Here is a 15,602-nt window from a genome sequence, read left to right on the forward strand (position 1 = left end):
TTCAATTAAAACTATTAATAAAATGAGTAAGGCTAAACTTGAGTACATTTGGTTGGATGGTTATTTTCCTACCCAAAACATGAGAAGTAAAACTAAAGTTGAAGATGATTTTAGCGGTAAATTAGAAGATTGCCCTATTTGGTCTTTTGATGGTTCTTCAACAAAACAAGCAGAAGGAGGGTCTTCTGACTGTTTATTAAAACCTGTAGCGATTTATCCAGATCCAGCCCGTAAAAATGGATACTTGGTTATGGCTGAAGTATTAAATGCAGACGGTACAGCCCACGAAACAAACTCAAGAGCAACGATTGATGATGAGAATGACGATTTCTGGTTTGGTTTCGAACAGGAATACTTTATAATGGACACCAAAACACAACTTCCGTTAGGATTCCCCGTAGGAGGTTATCCAGGGCCTCAAGGACTCTATTATTGTTCTGTTGGCGGCTTGAACACCCATGGAAGGGAAGTTGTTGAAAGACATGCCGACCTATGTATAGAAGCGGGAATTAACTTTGAAGGAATCAACCAAGAGGTTGCTTGTGGACAGTGGGAATTCCAAATCTTTGCAAAAGGTGGTAAAAAAGCAGGAGACGAAATATGGGTTGCCCGTTATTTACTAGACAGATTATGCGAAGAATATGGTTACTATATTGAATACCACCCGAAACCGGTAAAAGGTGACTGGAACGGTTCTGGTATGCATGCCAACTTCTCTAATTCTTTATTAAGGACTTGTGGCTCTAAAGATGTTTACGACAAAGTTTGCGAAGCATTTAGACCCGTTACCAAAGAACATATTGACGTTTATGGCGAGTTTAACGACGAGCGTTTAACAGGTAAGCACGAAACTGCTTCGATTAACGACTTTAGTTATGGCGTTTCAGATAGAGGTGCTTCCATACGTATCCCTATCATCACTGTAGAAAAAGGCTATAAAGGATGGTTGGAAGACAGACGTCCTGCTTCTAATGCAGATCCATACAAAGTTGCTGCTAGAATTATAGAAACAGTTAAAACTGCCGATATTAGTGTAGAAGCATAATAAATATTAAAGATTTAGATTTAAACATTTAAAAAGCTACCTTTTTGGTAGCTTTTTTTATTGAGCTGGTTGAAGGCTTTTAACCAATTGAAAAAAGTTAAAATGAGTTTATTTTAAGGTAAGCCAAACAAAAAGTATATAAATTATTAAAAGCACCACACCATCCCTCCACCCCAAACGCAGACCTTTTGGGATAAAAACCAAAGGCAATACCACAAACGAAATGCCCAACATCCAATAAATATCGTTTGTTAGCAATTGCCCGTCGTTGACATGAATTGGTTGAATTATTGCCGTAATGCCCAATACCGCCAAAATATTAAATACATTGGAGCCTATTAAATTCCCCAAGGAAATAGCCTTTTCTTTTTTTAACACCGCAATAATTGAGGCCGCCAACTCGGGAATGCTCGTTCCTACCGACACAACGGTTACTGCAATTACCCTTTTGCTCACCCCGTAAAATTCGGCCATGCCCACTGCACCGCTAATTAATAATTCTGATCCGCCCCATAAAGCGATGCCACCAACGACCATGAAAATCAATATTTTGTATCCCGGCAACACCTCATCCTCGGTTGGGGTATCTACTACCACTGCTTTAGCTTGAGTGCGCAGTAAATAAACAAGAAATACCACTAAAAAGCACACCAACACAATTCCCTCATAACGTTGCAAAACAGCATCGGTTATTACAAAACCAAACAGCAAACAAGAGGCAATCATCATGACCGGCCAATCGGTTTTATAAAAGCTCCGTTCTACATCAATGGGCATTAAAATAATGGTTATGGCCAGCACCAGACCAAGGTTTGCAACATTTGAACCAACTACATTCCCCATGGCAAGATCTGGAAAGCCGTTTAAAGCAGCTTTTATGCTCACTATCAACTCGGGGGCCGAAGTCGCCAAAGAAACAACCGTCATCCCAATTACTATTTTTGGAATATGAAGCATTAAAGACATGCCTACGGCCGACTTCAACAACCAGTTTCCGCCTAAAATCAAAAGCGCCAAACCAAGGACAATAAAAAGTAGGTTCATTTATTTTTTTTGAAGGTGAAGATACACAAATTGACATAGATAAAGGAACATGGCCATAAACAAACTACAAAAATAGTTTATTAACTAAAAATACAGTTGTGTAACTAAAAAAATAGTTGTAAGTTTACCCCCAGAATCAGTTTCGATACCATTTTATCATGCAAAAATTAACCAATAAAGAAGAAGAAATAATGAAGGTTTTATGGAAGCTCAACAAGGCTTTTGTAAAAGATGTACAGGCAGAAATAAAAGAAGACAAGCCACACTACAATACGCTGTCTACCATTATAAGGAACCTGGAAGAAAAAGGCTATGTTGCCCATAACGCCTATGGAAACACGCATCAATACTACCCGATAGTAAAAAAAGAAGATTACAGAAAACGTTTTGTTACAAATGCCATTGAGGATTATTTTAACAATTCTTACAAAAACCTGGTTTCTTTTTTTGCCGATGAAAAGAAAATAAGTGTGGAGGAGCTTAAAGAAATAATCAACCAAATAGAAAACAACAAATAATGGAAGCCTTTGCCATATATTTACTAAAAGCCTCGGGATTGTTGGCCGTTTTTTGGCTAATGTATGTGTGCCTGCTGAATAAAACTACATTCTACAAACAGAATAGGTTTTATCTGCTTGGCGGCTTGTTAATTTCTGCATTGCTGCCGTTGGTTGTATATAAAAAAATTGTTTTGGTTGAAGCCATTAACACGTTGGGAAAAAATATTGACCATGTCGCTACCTACACTACTCAAGGGCACGATTACACACAGCAGTTTCTAGTTATATTGGCTATGGTTTATTTAATGGGTGCACTTTTTTTCTTTGGCAGGTTTTGCATACAGTTATACTCCCTGTACCATTTCATGAAAAAGGAAACGCATACCAAAGAAGAAGGTTTTATGCATGTTTCCACAAGCAAGGATATTAGTCCGTTTTCGTTTTTCAAGTTTATTGTTTACAATCCAAAAAAATATACCGAAGAGGAGCTGACAACTATTTTAAGGCATGAAAAGATACATGCATGGCAATTGCATACCATAGACATTCTCTTTGCGCACCTGTATACCGTAGTTTTTTGGTTTAGCCCATTTAGCTGGCTGTATAAAAAAGCCATAGGTGAAAATCTTGAATATTTAACAGATAAAGAAACAACAACAAGCCAGTCTCAAACTAAAAATTACCAATATTTATTACTGAAACAAATAAGCGGAATACCCTATTCTGTCATCAATCCATTTTATTATTCATCAACCAGCCTAACCGCTTTTGGACATACCTTTACTTTTGGTAAACGCAGCGGGCAGGTAAAAAAACGAATCGTTATGTTACAAAAACAAAAAACAAACAAAACAAATTTACTGCGCTACACATTGATAATACCTTTTTTAGCAGGTTTTATGATGCTCTTTAGCTTTAAAACAGAAACCAAGTTGGCCTTGAATACCGAAGTGGCCCAAAACAGTAATTTACCTGAATATGTAATTACAAAAGACTTTTCGGCGGAAGATTTAAAGCAACTCCAGGCAAAAGTTAAAGAAGACGGGGGAAGCTTGACCTATTCCAACATTAAAAGAACGGATACAGGCGAGATTTCCAACATACAGGTAACCTACGAGACCAAAAAAGGGGGAAAAGCCACCGGGACATCATCTAACAAAGGAAAGGGAATTGAAAATCTCTATTTTGGCATTGGGGAAGGCGGTGGCGTTTATATAATTGTTGGTTCTGCGTACACAAAAAACCAAAGAGGGGTGATTATAGCTGCTACAGACCAACATACTATGGACAAAAAACCACTTATTGTCCTGAACGGGAAAATCATGCCTAAGGATTTTGACACAAAAAGCATCCAGCCCGATGCAATTGAAAGCATTAATGTTTTAAAAGATAAAAATGCCAGTGATAAGTATGACGTGCAAGGAAAGAATGGCGTGATAGAAATTACTTTAAAGAACAAGACCCAATACAATCCGTACAAGGTTACAGGAGCTTCTGAAGCCGGTACCCGTATTAATTTTAAAGGAGAAAAACCCCTTATTTTGGTCGATGGGAAAACCATGCCTGCCGATTTCGACCTGAACAGCATAAGTCCGGACACCATAAAGCAGGTGTCTGTGCTAAAAGATGAAAATGCCATAAAACAATACGGAGAGAAAGGAAAGGATGGGGTAATTTTAATAACCACCAAAAAGGAATAAGCGGGCTTATCAATAATTTTTGTAAGGCCAAGTGCGGTTTCATGCTGTGCTTGGCTTTTTTTTTCAGGTAGGGATTGCAGCGGTTAGCTTTTGGTAAACTTTTATATATGGTTTACCAAAACTAGTAGCGGAAAGCCCGGTTGTGCAGTTTACGGAACAAATCTGCATAATATCAAGAACCAATTAAAGTGTAGCCAAAAACCGTTAGTTATATTTAGTTTTTTTACCTTTATGGGAAAACAAAGGCATGAAAAAAAAGTTTTTTAAGTTACTGGCAAAGCTAAACAGGGCCATATTGCCTTCTTATTCCAAAAAGGGGCTGGATCTGGCCAAGGCCAATAAATTGCAAATGGCCATTATTGGATGGCGCGTTTTTGTTACCAAAAATGCTTTGGGCTAGTATTTAATTATGGTTTGGACATTGTGCCCGCTTAACTTTTTTCTTCCCTCCAGAAAGCTTAGCTCCATTAAAAAATTGCACTGGACCACTTCCCCACCTAGTTTTTCGACCAATTTACAAACGGCCAAAGCGGTGCCCCCGGTAGCCAGTACGTCGTCGTGAACAATAACCTTATCTCCTTTTTGTATGGCATCTTTATGGATTTCAAGCGTGTCGTTGCCATATTCCAGGGCATAGGTTTCTGAGACCGTTGCATAAGGCAATTTATTGGGCTTTCTTACGGGCACGAACCCGCAGTTGAGCTTTTGGGCCAGCAAGGTGCCAAAGAAAAAACCCCTGCTTTCTATGCCCACTACCAAGTCTACATTTTTCTTTTCGGTTAGATGGTACAGTTGGGCAACGGCCTGATTTACTGCCTTGGGATCTTTAAGCAACGGGGTAATGTCTTTAAAAACAATGCCCGGCTTGGGAAAATTATTTACATTCCGGATGTAACTGCTTAGGTCCATAATTAATGGTTTTTATACAATATAGAGGTTACAAAGCTAAGAAATGTTGCTTTTCCTCTAAACAATGACATACTTCTTTTGTCTACCCGTTTTTATTATTATTTTTGCTGTTATTCATAATTTACTAATAAACAGGCGTTTTAATTTGAGAATATCCATACGTATCTCAATAGGTTTTATATTACTATGCTGTAACTTTTTGTTTGCTCAAAAAGAATCGGCTAATTGGTATTTTGGAGAAAAGGCAGGTTTAAGCTTTAACACCGAGCCTCCAACTGTAATGACCAATGGCCAGCTTGTTACCAATGAAGGGTGTGCAACCATATCTGACAAAAACGGGAATTTACTATTTTATACAGATGGGGTAAGCGTATGGAACCGAAGACACCAAAAAATGCCAAACGGTACCGGGCTGTTGGGGCATAGCTCCAGTACGGAATCTGCCATAATAATACCTAAACCGGGAGCTTCCAATTCTTACTACGTTTTTACAATAGACAAGCCCAGTTATTATTTAACAGAAGACGAACCGATAGATGGTATAAATTATTCTGAAATCGATATGACCCTTGACGGAGGTTATGGAGACATTGTTGCAGGCGAAAAAAACATTCATTTGGTAACTTATGATGCTTCCAGCCCAATACAAAAAGAATATAAATCTTCTGAAAAAATAACTGCCGTTTCCCATAGCAACGGAACTTCCATATGGGTGATTACTTTTTTTATGAATAAATTTTATGCCTTTGAAGTAGATGGGAACGGGGTTAATACCTCTCCAGTTATTTCAACGGTCAACGAGGCTGTTGGCCCACTTATAGATAAAAACAAGATAAACATAAGCGCCATTGGCTATTTAAAGGTTTCGCCCAACGGAAAAAAAATAGCCATCGCGCATAGCTCTACCAGGTTGGGGAACGAAAGGAGCAGCGCTAAAAAATCAGGGAAATTATTGATTTACGATTTTAACAACTCGACCGGAAAGGTTACCAATGAAAAGCTTATACTCAACAACGAATATCCGTACGGACTTGAGTTTTCCCCAAATTCCAAATTGCTATATGCCACTTCCGGGATATACAACAAAAATGACGGCCTGGACAAAAGTTACATCTATCAATATGACTTGGGCAGTTCGAACATTTCGGGGACCAAAAAAATCATTAATGAATCTGATAATGTTCCAGGTGCATTGCAATTGGCCATTAACGGAAAAATATACAGGGCAGGATATAAAGTATCTGCTGATGGAACACATTTATCCGTCATAAACAAACCCAATGAAATAGGAAATGCCAGTATCTATTCCCATAACTCAGTATTTTTAGAGGGAAAATTTGCAACGCTTGGTTTGCCTCCTTTTATTCAGTCCATATTTAAATACACCTTTGATTTTAAAAATCTGTGCTATGGAGATACTACCGAGTTTGAAATTACTACGGAAGACCCATACGACACAGCAGAATGGGATTTTGGAGATGGCTCCACTTCTAATGATGCTTCCCCAACACACCAATATGCAATGCCCGGCAATTATACCGTTACTTTATATCTTTCTACTGCCGGAAGAAATTACGACCCTTTAATTAAGCAGATAACCATTTCTGAGCCGCCGCAAGTTATAAATGGCACCTATGAATTATCTCAATGCGATTCGTTTGACAACAATCCAAATGACGGGCAAACCACTTACAACCTCAGTAACGCCAATGCCGATATAACACTGAACACGACCGATTTTATAAATGTTAACTATTATCACTCGATTACCGAAGCAGAAAACGACAGCCTAAACTTAGATTATATAAACCCCATATACAGAAATACCCAACCAAACGAACTATTATATGCAAAAGTATTTGGCATTGTTCCTGAATGTTACAATATCGTACCTATAGAATTGACCACATCTACTTCATCAAACTTAAGTACTTATACACAACAGGCCTGCGATCTGGACGATACTGGTACGGCCATATTCGATCTATCCGAAGTTAGGGCAAACATCATCAGCAATTTAAATTTACCCGGTATTACCGAGGTTTCATTTTATAAAAATCAACAAGACGCCTCTATTGGAACCAATGGAATTGCAGATTTCTATGAATCATCAACTGCTTCATTATATTATAGGGTAGAACACAACAATGAATGTTACGGCGGGGGAATTGTAGAAATATCCACCAAAGCCTTTCCCGTTATACAAGATCAAGAGATAGACATATGTGCCTCTGAATTCCCCATAGAAATCAGCTCGGGATTAAACACCCCTCTTTCCACATTGTATAATTACCAATGGAATACAAACCAAGAGACAAATACAATTACCGTATACCAACCAGGTCTTTATGAGCTAAGGGTTACGGACCCCACATTAGATTGCGAAAAGACAATTCAGGTAAAAGTCAATCAAATAGAGCCTCCCTATATTAACAATATTAAAATAGACGACAGAAATATCGAAGTTATACTTTCTGCCCCTATTGATGGATATGAATTTTCAGTTGATAACCAGTTTGATACTTTTCAAGCAAGCAACCAATTTGAAGGTTTAGAACCTGGAAATCACACACTATTTGTAAGAGACATAAACAATTGCACAACCATTTCTCAGGAATTTTCTATAATTGGTTTTCCACACTTCTTCACCCCAAACAACGACGGGGCCAATGACACATGGAACATATACGGCCTTGATGATACTAATTTTCTTCAAACTATTCATATCTATATATATGACCGGTACGGAAAATTAATCAACTCCTTCAACCCCTTAAATTCTAATGGTTGGAACGGAAAATACCATGGGCAACTTATGCCACCTGACGATTATTGGTACTACCTAAAACTTCCAAATGCTAAAGAATACAAAGGACATTTCTCTCTAAAAATTTAGCTTACAAATACTTACAAACATTCAACGATGGTTTAGAATGAAAAAATCATTCAAGAATTAAACTTATTTTATTAACTTTAAAATTATATTCAATATTTAATAGTATTATACTTTAGTATTTAATGGATATAGATATAAACTTTAATTTAAAAACTTAGAATGATGAAAAAACTATTTGCAGAATTTATTGGTACCATGTGGTTGGTGCTTGGTGGATGCGGTAGCGCTGTGCTTGCTGCCGGTTACCCAGAATTGGGTATTGGCTTTGCAGGGGTTGCGCTTGCTTTTGGTTTAACCGTTTTAACCATGGTCTATGCCATTGGGCATATTTCGGGGTGCCATTTAAACCCGGCCGTTTCTGTAGGGCTATGGATTGGTGGCCGTTTTAGCGGCAAAGAACTGTTTGCTTATATTGTTGCTCAAGTATTGGGCGGGATAACCGGGGCAGCAATACTATACCTTATTGCCACCGGAAAAGACGGCGCCTCCATTGGTAATTTTGCAGCAAACGGTTATGGCGAACATTCTCCGGACGGTTATAACATGACAGCCGCTTTGATTACCGAAATTGTAATGACGTTTATGTTTCTTATAATTATACTCGGGGCCACACATAAAAATACACCCAAAGGATTTGCCGGTATAGCCATAGGCCTTGGGCTAACATTAATACATTTAATAAGCATCCCGGTTACCAATACATCGGTTAACCCTGCGCGCAGTACAAGCCAGGCATTGTTTGTTGGCGATTGGGCAATGGGGCAATTATGGCTTTTTTGGGTAGCACCAATAATTGGGGCGGCCATTGCAGGTGTTGTATACAAGGCACTTGCCCCTGCACAGGAAGATTGAATTTAAAAAACATGTTAGAAAAACCTCTTGCACAATAAGAGGTTTTTTTATGCCACTTTTAAAGATTTTTATTATTTTTACTAATATACATACACTCCCCCTCTCTTATTTAATCAGATATAAATCCATAAGTAATGAAAAATTATTTTCTATCATTGTGCTGCTTGTCAGTATCTTATATGTTCGGACAAAACAGCAAAGTTATCGATAGTGCTGCAATCCACATTCTTGATAAAATGGGGGAATCCATCGGGAAAATCCATTCCTGCAACTTCCAGCTTTCCCGGGCACTGGACAACGATGGCATGTTTGGCATGGAAAAACACTTTTATTTTGACGACATTACCATGGTAGGGCCAGATAAAATGCTGGTTAAAACCAGAAGCGCCGACCGTAACAGAAATTATTACTACAACGGGAGCAAGTTTGTATACTATTCTCTAGACGAGAACAACTATTGCGTGGTCGATGCCCCAAACACCATTATTAAAATGATCGACAGCCTCCATAAAAAATTTAGCATACGGTTTCCTGCCGCCGATGTTTTTTATCCCAGTTTAACCGATGACCTCTTGGAAGAATTCCCAACCATTGTCTATAACGGAACAGAAACCATAGACGATGTAGAATGCCAGGAAATTCTTGCTTCAAACAATAAAATGAACTTCCAGTTATGGATTACCAACGACGAAAAAGCATTGCCTAAAAAAATAGTCATCATCCATAAGGACGGCGACCGCCAACAATACGAAGCCACATTTAAAAACTGGAAGATAAATACAGATGTAGAAGACACCATTTTTAACTTTTACCCCCCGGAAGGTTCAAAAAACATTAGCATCATGGCCACGTCTAAATAACAAACTTTAAAAGATAGAAAGATGAATCCAACTATAAAAAAACATACCATGCATTACGGCAGCCTGTTACTTTTTGTTCTTTTACTTACGGCCCCCATATCGGTTGAAGCACAAAGGTTTGGGCACGGGTCCAGCATGAGCCGCCCAAATGTATCGCGCCCCTCTACCGGGAGGCAGCCCATAAACGGGGGATTTCAACGGGAGACAAACAGAAGCTTTCCAAGTTCTCATACCGAATACCGCAGGCCAAGTACAAACAACAACATAGGCAACCGAAATACAAATATTGGCAACGATAGGAATATAAACTCGCGCTCCAACAACACCAACGTTAGGACCAATAGAAACATTGACAATTCCACGGTAATAAACAACAGGGGCGGGCACAACAATGTAAACATAAACGTAAACAACCGCAATACCATTGTTCGCCCTGCAATTCGCCCTTATCCCCGCCCCCCGTATTTCTATGGCGGATTTAGCTATTATTCATTCCACCCATATTTCTACCATCCTTTTACCCCATTTTACTGGGGCCCGGTATGGCACCCATGGGGATTCTTTGTGGCCTCGTTGGCCACCACTGCCATTATTGTTAGCATAGAAAACAGCAACCAGCAATATTATTACGATCAAGGAAATTATTACATGAAAGAAAAAGACGGCTATACGGTTGTCCAGGCACCAGTTGGCGCCACCATTAAAGTACTTCCCGATGGCTATCAGGTTGTTGATGCCGGCGGGGATACTACCGTAAACAATTATTATTACGGAGGAACCTATTACGAAAAAGACAGCAACGGCTACACCGTGGTCCCACCAACGGCAGGCACCCTTGTTGAACACTTACCCGAAGGCGGCGAAGAAGTACGCATTGGCGATCAAACCTACGTTAAATACGGAGAAACCTATTATCAACCGGTTCAGGTAAACGGCAAAAACCAGTACGAAGTAGTTGATGTAAAAGAAGGTCAAAACTAAAACCCTTGCCTAAAAATATTTCCTTCATTCATAAACTACCGCATAGCTTTTATGGCATGTGGTAGTTTTTATTTTTTATAAATTTGCGCATGCCGTAATTTAACACCTATTTTTTTATGAACTGGTTTCTTTTAATCATCGCAGGGCTGTTTGAAGTCGGGTTTGCCACCTGCCTGGGAAAAGCCAAAGAAGCAACGGGAAATACCGCTACCTATTGGTATATTGGTTTTGTTGTTTGTTTAACCATAAGCATGCTATTGCTTATCAAGGTAACGCAATCGTTGCCCATTGGCACTGCTTATGCCGTATGGACTGGCATTGGTGCCATTGGTACCGTTGTTGCCGGCATAGCCCTGTTTAACGAGCCCGTGGATTTTTGGCGCGTGTTTTTTATCTCAACTTTAATAATTTCTGTTGTAGGCCTTAAATTTGTTTCGCATTAACTGCTCTTTTTAGTATCTTCGGAATTAAAATTATAACCTATGAAAATCAACCGACTTATCCTTCTTTTCGTTACCATTGCCCTAATTTCGTTTACAGCATGCAATACCGTTTCTTCTAAAAAAGGAACAATTACCCACACCGTATTCTTTAAACTGAAGCATCCGCAAGGAAGCGAAGCCGAAAAAGTTTTTTTGGAAAAAGCAGTAGCCTTAAAATCCATTTCAACGGTAATGAAAATGACCTGCGTAAAAGAAATAGGCAAAAAGAACGATTTCGACTGGGGCTTGACCATGCAATTTAAAAACCAAACCGATTACGACACTTATTCCAACCATCCAGACCATGTGACATTTGTAGAAAATGTATGGAAAAAAGAAGTAGCCGACTTTATGGAAATAGATTATATAGATGCACCATAAGTTAAAGGCAACCAACCACGGTTGTTAATATACCTATACCTATCCGTACCCGTTTTTTACTGCTCAGGACACGTACATATAACCTGTCCGAAGCTATTTTACCCATCCCGACACGTTAAAACAAACCCTCTGGCGGGGTTATTTACTTGTCCAGATACGTTATTGGACGTATCCCGAGCTATTTTTTACCTATCCGGAAGGGTTCTAGATATGTTGGTGGACGTATCTCGTGAGGTTCCGGACGTGTCCAGATAGCTATCAAGACTAATTGGGATTTACCACTATTTATTATCTTTAGTTTTTCGGTAGAAAACCCTCGTGGATTTCCCGCAACAAACCATTTACAAACCCGTCGGGATCCATACGAAAAACTAACTACACAAAAGATATTTTTCGTAAATTCGTTTAATAAAAGAGTTATAAAATGGATACTCTAACAACAAAATTGGAATTATTAAAAGCTATTTTGGAAAGTGAAAATTCCGAATTTATCAGACACAACGATTGGGATTTAAAAACAACCAGAAATTGGACAAATTGAAACTAGCTTAAAGCATAGAAAGCATCAATTTAGATATTATTTAGTCTTTAAAAATTATAAAATAGTTTATTGGATAAATTACGATTTCAACAGAATTGAAAGTGCAAATGTGTTCGACACTAGACAAGACCCTGAAAAAATAAACAACATGAAATAAAAAAGCGTATTGCCGTTGTTTAACTAATTAAACCACAGGCTTTCCATAAAGGTCGAAGTCTCCGGCTTCTTCAATAAAGATTTCGGCAAATCCGCCGGTTTTTAAGTAATATTGAGAGGCATCTACCAATACTTCATTATCAACATCGGGAGAATCGAACTCGGTACGCCCAACAAAATAATTACCCTCTTTTCGGTCTATTACGCAATGGAACGTCTTCCCTACCTTTTCCTGGTTTAGCTCCCATGAAATCTGCGACTGTATGTCCATAATTTCTGAGGCACGCTGTTGTTTAACTTCTTCCGGTACATTATCTTCTAAATTATAGGCATGCGTGTTTTCTTCATGGCTATAGGTAAAACAGCCCAAACGTTCAAAACGCATTTCCTTGACCCAGTTTTTTAAAATCTGGAAGTCTTCTTCCGTTTCTCCGGGATAACCAACTATCAATGTGGTACGAATGGCCATTTCGGGCACCGCTTTTCTAAAATCACGTAATAAACGTGTGGTTTTTTCGTATGTGGTACCACGACGCATCGATTTTAAAATAGCATCAGAAATATGCTGAAGCGGGATATCTATATAATTACAAATTTTAGGCTCTTGCTTCATTACTTCCAATACGTCCATCGGGAAACCGGTCGGGAATGCATAGTGCAAACGTATCCATTCTATTCCTTCTACTTTAACCAGTTCTTTCAATAGATCGGCCAAAGCACGTTTTTTATAGAGATCGAGTCCGTAATAGGTTAAATCTTGCGCAATAAGCACCAATTCTTTCACCCCGTTATCCGCTAGGTTTTGAGCTTCTTTTACCAAGGCTTCAACGGGCGTGCTTTTATGTTTGCCGCGCATTAACGGAATGGCACAAAAACTACACGGACGGTCGCAACCTTCGGCAATTTTTAAATACGCATAGTTTTTAGGGGTTGTTGTAAGCCGTTCGCCTATTAATTCATGTTTATAATCGGCTCCCAAAGCCTTTAATAAACTTGGTAATTCGGTTGTGCCAAAGTATTGGTCCACATCGGGAATCTCTTTTTGCAAATCGGACTTATAGCGTTCGCTCAAACAACCGGTTACAAAAACTTTATCAACTTCTCCTTGTTCTTTCTTCTGTAGGAATTCAAGAATGGTATTTACACTTTCTTCTTTGGCGTTATTAATAAAGCCGCAGGTATTAATTACCACTACATTTCCATCATCTTCATGTGCCACTTCTTTTCCACTTGCCTTGAGCTGCCCCATTAACACCTCGCTGTCGTATACATTTTTGGAACATCCTAATGTAACTACATTGATTTTATTTTTTTTAAGTGACTTCGTTCTCATACCCGACTATAATTATAAATGATAAATATTGAATTTTATCTACCTCATTTTTAAGCGCTAGAAAGCAGTTTGCAAAATTACAACTTGAAAGTGTATTATACGAAGATTATACCAACAAAATAATTATGAAGCAAAAAGCCCTTGCAAATATGGAATCAGTCGTGGTTCGTAATAGCGGAGCGCCGAAAGCAATACTATGCATATGCCCGCAAAATACCAATTGTATGTTTCTTTTTTGATTACCCGAAACCCAAACCATGCTACAATGCCCAAAAAAACAGCTATAAGCAAATTGGGCCAAAACCACATCCCTTTAACAATGGCGTATATTTTTACGGCCGCATAAAACAAACAGTAGTACGCTATTATTTTGGTAACGGTAATTAAAAACGGGGCTGGTTTCATTATTTAAAAAAGGAATCAACAAATTCGTATTTATTAAAGACTTGCAGGTCCTCAATACCTTCGCCAACGCCTATATATTTTACGGGTATTTGAAACTCATCGGAAATACCGATAACAACACCGCCCTTTGCCGTTCCGTCCAGTTTTGTTACTGCCAAAGAAGTTACTTCGGTGGCTTTTGTAAATTGTTTGGCCTGTTCAAAAGCGTTTTGCCCTGTAGAACCGTCCAGGACCAAAAGCACCTCATGCGGTGCATTATCCACCACTTTTTGCATAACACGCTTAACCTTGGTAAGCTCGTTCATCAGGTTTATTTTATTATGAAGTCTTCCGGCAGTATCGATAATAACAACATCGGCATCTTGAGAAACAGCCGATTTCAAGGCATCGAACGCAACTGATGCAGGATCGCTCCCCATTTGCTGTTTTACTATGGGCACTTCTACACGGTCTGCCCAAACTTGAAGCTGGTCTATTGCCGCAGCCCTAAAAGTATCGGCGGCCCCCAAAACCACTTTTTTCCCTTGTTTTTTAAATTGATAGGCAAGTTTACCGATGGTTGTGGTCTTGCCAACGCCATTTACACCAACCACCATTAACACATACGGTTTTTTTCCTTCGGGAATAACAAAATCTTTTTCTTCGCCAGAATTAGTCTCAGAAAGTAAGCCTGCAATTTCTTCGCGTAGAATTAAATTGAGCTCGTCGGTCCCTAAATATTTGTCCTTGGCCACACGTTCTTCAATACGCTCAATTACCTTTAGGGTAGTATTCACGCCAACATCGCTCGTTACCAATACTTCTTCAAGGTTGTCAAGCACCTCATCATCTACCTTAGACTTTCCTGCTACGGCCTTCCCCAGTTTGGAGAAAAAACTGTCTTTGGACTTTTCCAGCCCTTTATCTAAAGTTTCTTTTTTTTCTGATGAAAATATTTTTTTAAAAAAACTCATATTTCAATGGGTAATTAATGCCCTTTACGGCATAAAAGTTTATTTAATGAAAAACGCCTGTCAATTTTAATTCTTTCAATCCTTAAACCCCGCACAACAGATGGTACCTATTATGCAAAAAATGGTTTTGCAATTTATGTCAAAGATATAAAAACAAAAAGCTACTTTCTATAGGAAAGTAGCCTTAATATATATTGTAAAGTTGTGAACTTCTTAATTTTCTTTTAACCAGTCGTTAACTGTTTCCGGAGTCATTACAGCTTCTACAAAAGTGTAAGCACCTGTTTTAGGAGACTTGACCATTTTTATAGCTTTAGTCAATCTCTTTGAACTTGTTTGTAAAGTTGCTACTGTCTTCTTTGCCATGGCTTCTTAATTATTTAATTTCTTTATGAACAGTCATTTTCTTAAGGATAGGGTTGAATTTCTTGATTTCAAGTCTATCCGGAGTGTTCTTTTTATTTTTTGTGGTGATGTAACGGGAAGTTCCTGGCTTGCCAGACTCTTTGTGCTCGGTACATTCTAAAATAACCTGTATTCTATTACCTTTTTTTGCCATTTTTA

At 38.6% G+C, this 15,602-nt stretch carries 17 protein-coding genes; 10 read left to right on the plus strand and 7 right to left on the minus strand.

The features are described 5' to 3' along the window. Positions 1-22 precede the first annotated feature (22 nt). Complete coding sequence (locus UXI14_RS11995) at positions 23-1,045, plus strand: glutamine synthetase beta-grasp domain-containing protein (protein WP_335966335.1); 1,023 nt, start codon at positions 23-25, stop codon at positions 1,043-1,045. A 108-nt stretch (positions 1,046-1,153) separates the two neighbouring features. Here the strand turns inward: UXI14_RS11995 and UXI14_RS12000 are convergent, their stop codons facing one another. After that, on the minus strand, positions 1,154-2,089 hold the full coding sequence (locus UXI14_RS12000) for a calcium/sodium antiporter (protein ID WP_335966336.1): 936 nt from the start codon (positions 2,087-2,089) through the stop codon (positions 1,154-1,156). Positions 2,090-2,247: 158 nt separating this feature from the next. On the opposite strand from UXI14_RS12000, the gene UXI14_RS12005 reads away from it, so the two are divergent. The 3 genes from UXI14_RS12005 to UXI14_RS12015 all read left to right on the plus strand — a co-directional run bounded on the left by UXI14_RS12005 (position 2,248) and on the right by UXI14_RS12015 (position 4,689). Beyond that, entirely contained in the window at positions 2,248-2,607 is a 360-nt protein-coding gene (locus tag UXI14_RS12005; protein ID WP_277901133.1) for a BlaI/MecI/CopY family transcriptional regulator, read from the plus strand. Further along, a complete protein-coding gene (locus tag UXI14_RS12010) occupies positions 2,607-4,289 on the plus strand; it encodes a TonB-dependent receptor plug domain-containing protein (protein ID WP_335966337.1) in 1,683 nt (560 codons plus the stop codon). Before UXI14_RS12005 ends, UXI14_RS12010 begins: the two co-directional genes overlap by 1 nt. A gap of 247 nt (positions 4,290-4,536) precedes the next feature. Next, positions 4,537-4,689, plus strand: coding sequence for an SsrA-binding protein (locus UXI14_RS12015; RefSeq protein ID WP_277901131.1), 153 nt, complete (start codon positions 4,537-4,539; stop codon positions 4,687-4,689). Here UXI14_RS12015 and UXI14_RS12020 read toward each other — a convergent pair. Beyond that, positions 4,686-5,198, minus strand: coding sequence for an adenine phosphoribosyltransferase (locus UXI14_RS12020; RefSeq protein WP_277901130.1), 513 nt, complete (start codon positions 5,196-5,198; stop codon positions 4,686-4,688). The genes UXI14_RS12015 and UXI14_RS12020 overlap by 4 nt on opposite strands. A gap of 145 nt (positions 5,199-5,343) precedes the next feature. Here UXI14_RS12020 and UXI14_RS12025 point away from each other — a divergent pair, with 145 nt between their 5' ends. From UXI14_RS12025 to UXI14_RS12050, 6 genes are all read left to right on the plus strand, one after another. Then, complete coding sequence (locus tag UXI14_RS12025; protein ID WP_335966338.1) at positions 5,344-8,094, plus strand: T9SS type B sorting domain-containing protein; 2,751 nt, start codon at positions 5,344-5,346, stop codon at positions 8,092-8,094. Between the two features lie 162 nt (positions 8,095-8,256). Next, on the plus strand, positions 8,257-8,946 hold the full coding sequence (aqpZ, locus tag UXI14_RS12030) for an aquaporin Z (RefSeq protein WP_335966396.1): 690 nt from the start codon (positions 8,257-8,259) through the stop codon (positions 8,944-8,946). Positions 8,947-9,080: 134 nt separating this feature from the next. Next, positions 9,081-9,806 carry a DUF2092 domain-containing protein gene (locus tag UXI14_RS12035; protein WP_335966339.1) on the plus strand — a complete coding sequence of 242 codons (726 nt, stop codon included), beginning with the start codon at positions 9,081-9,083 and terminating at the stop codon, positions 9,804-9,806. Positions 9,807-9,827: 21 nt separating this feature from the next. Next, positions 9,828-10,787, plus strand: coding sequence for a DUF6515 family protein (locus tag UXI14_RS12040; RefSeq protein ID WP_335966340.1), 960 nt, complete (start codon positions 9,828-9,830; stop codon positions 10,785-10,787). 116 nt (positions 10,788-10,903) lie between these two features. Beyond that, positions 10,904-11,230 (plus strand): multidrug efflux SMR transporter, encoded by a 327-nt coding sequence (locus UXI14_RS12045; protein WP_277901126.1) that lies wholly within the window; start codon positions 10,904-10,906, stop codon positions 11,228-11,230. A gap of 39 nt (positions 11,231-11,269) precedes the next feature. Next, positions 11,270-11,650: a Dabb family protein gene (locus UXI14_RS12050; protein WP_335966341.1), complete on the plus strand. Its 381-nt coding sequence runs from the start codon at positions 11,270-11,272 to the stop codon at positions 11,648-11,650. Positions 11,651-12,375: 725 nt separating this feature from the next. Here UXI14_RS12050 and rimO read toward each other — a convergent pair. The 5 genes from rimO to rpmG form a co-directional block, all read right to left on the minus strand. Continuing rightward, complete coding sequence (gene rimO / locus UXI14_RS12055) at positions 12,376-13,680, minus strand: 30S ribosomal protein S12 methylthiotransferase RimO (RefSeq protein WP_335966342.1); 1,305 nt, start codon at positions 13,678-13,680, stop codon at positions 12,376-12,378. A gap of 123 nt (positions 13,681-13,803) precedes the next feature. Next, on the minus strand, positions 13,804-14,085 hold the full coding sequence (locus tag UXI14_RS12060; RefSeq protein WP_335966343.1) for a hypothetical protein: 282 nt from the start codon (positions 14,083-14,085) through the stop codon (positions 13,804-13,806). After that, positions 14,085-15,038: a signal recognition particle-docking protein FtsY gene (gene ftsY / locus UXI14_RS12065; RefSeq protein WP_277901122.1), complete on the minus strand. Its 954-nt coding sequence runs from the start codon at positions 15,036-15,038 to the stop codon at positions 14,085-14,087. The genes UXI14_RS12060 and ftsY overlap by 1 nt, the downstream gene beginning before the upstream one ends. A 213-nt stretch (positions 15,039-15,251) precedes the next feature. Further along, on the minus strand, positions 15,252-15,404 hold the full coding sequence (locus UXI14_RS12070) for a DUF4295 domain-containing protein (RefSeq protein WP_277901121.1): 153 nt from the start codon (positions 15,402-15,404) through the stop codon (positions 15,252-15,254). A gap of 10 nt (positions 15,405-15,414) precedes the next feature. Continuing rightward, entirely contained in the window at positions 15,415-15,597 is a 183-nt protein-coding gene (rpmG, locus tag UXI14_RS12075) for a 50S ribosomal protein L33 (RefSeq protein ID WP_277901120.1), read from the minus strand. Between the last annotated feature and the right edge of the window lie 5 nt (positions 15,598-15,602).

The sequence above is a fragment of the Galbibacter sp. PAP.153 genome (assembly GCF_037029175.1).
Classification (GTDB): Bacteria; Bacteroidota; Bacteroidia; order Flavobacteriales; family Flavobacteriaceae; genus Galbibacter; species Galbibacter pacificus.

Coding starts and splice junctions, on each gene's coding strand:
- UXI14_RS11995 (WP_335966335.1), top strand. CDS start 23: ATGAGTAAGGCTAAACTTGAGTACATTTGGTTGGATGGTTATTTTCCT.
- UXI14_RS12000 (WP_335966336.1), bottom strand. CDS start 2,089: ATGAACCTACTTTTTATTGTCCTTGGTTTGGCGCTTTTGATTTTAGGC.
- UXI14_RS12005 (WP_277901133.1), top strand. CDS start 2,248: ATGCAAAAATTAACCAATAAAGAAGAAGAAATAATGAAGGTTTTATGG.
- UXI14_RS12010 (WP_335966337.1), top strand. CDS start 2,607: ATGGAAGCCTTTGCCATATATTTACTAAAAGCCTCGGGATTGTTGGCC.
- UXI14_RS12015 (WP_277901131.1), top strand. CDS start 4,537: ATGAAAAAAAAGTTTTTTAAGTTACTGGCAAAGCTAAACAGGGCCATA.
- UXI14_RS12020 (WP_277901130.1), bottom strand. CDS start 5,198: ATGGACCTAAGCAGTTACATCCGGAATGTAAATAATTTTCCCAAGCCG.
- aqpZ (WP_335966396.1), top strand. CDS start 8,257: ATGAAAAAACTATTTGCAGAATTTATTGGTACCATGTGGTTGGTGCTT.
- UXI14_RS12035 (WP_335966339.1), top strand. CDS start 9,081: ATGAAAAATTATTTTCTATCATTGTGCTGCTTGTCAGTATCTTATATG.
- UXI14_RS12040 (WP_335966340.1), top strand. CDS start 9,828: ATGAATCCAACTATAAAAAAACATACCATGCATTACGGCAGCCTGTTA.
- UXI14_RS12045 (WP_277901126.1), top strand. CDS start 10,904: ATGAACTGGTTTCTTTTAATCATCGCAGGGCTGTTTGAAGTCGGGTTT.
- UXI14_RS12050 (WP_335966341.1), top strand. CDS start 11,270: ATGAAAATCAACCGACTTATCCTTCTTTTCGTTACCATTGCCCTAATT.
- rimO (WP_335966342.1), bottom strand. CDS start 13,680: ATGAGAACGAAGTCACTTAAAAAAAATAAAATCAATGTAGTTACATTA.
- UXI14_RS12060 (WP_335966343.1), bottom strand. CDS start 14,085: ATGAAACCAGCCCCGTTTTTAATTACCGTTACCAAAATAATAGCGTAC.
- ftsY (WP_277901122.1), bottom strand. CDS start 15,038: ATGAGTTTTTTTAAAAAAATATTTTCATCAGAAAAAAAAGAAACTTTA.
- UXI14_RS12070 (WP_277901121.1), bottom strand. CDS start 15,404: ATGGCAAAGAAGACAGTAGCAACTTTACAAACAAGTTCAAAGAGATTG.
- rpmG (WP_277901120.1), bottom strand. CDS start 15,597: ATGGCAAAAAAAGGTAATAGAATACAGGTTATTTTAGAATGTACCGAG.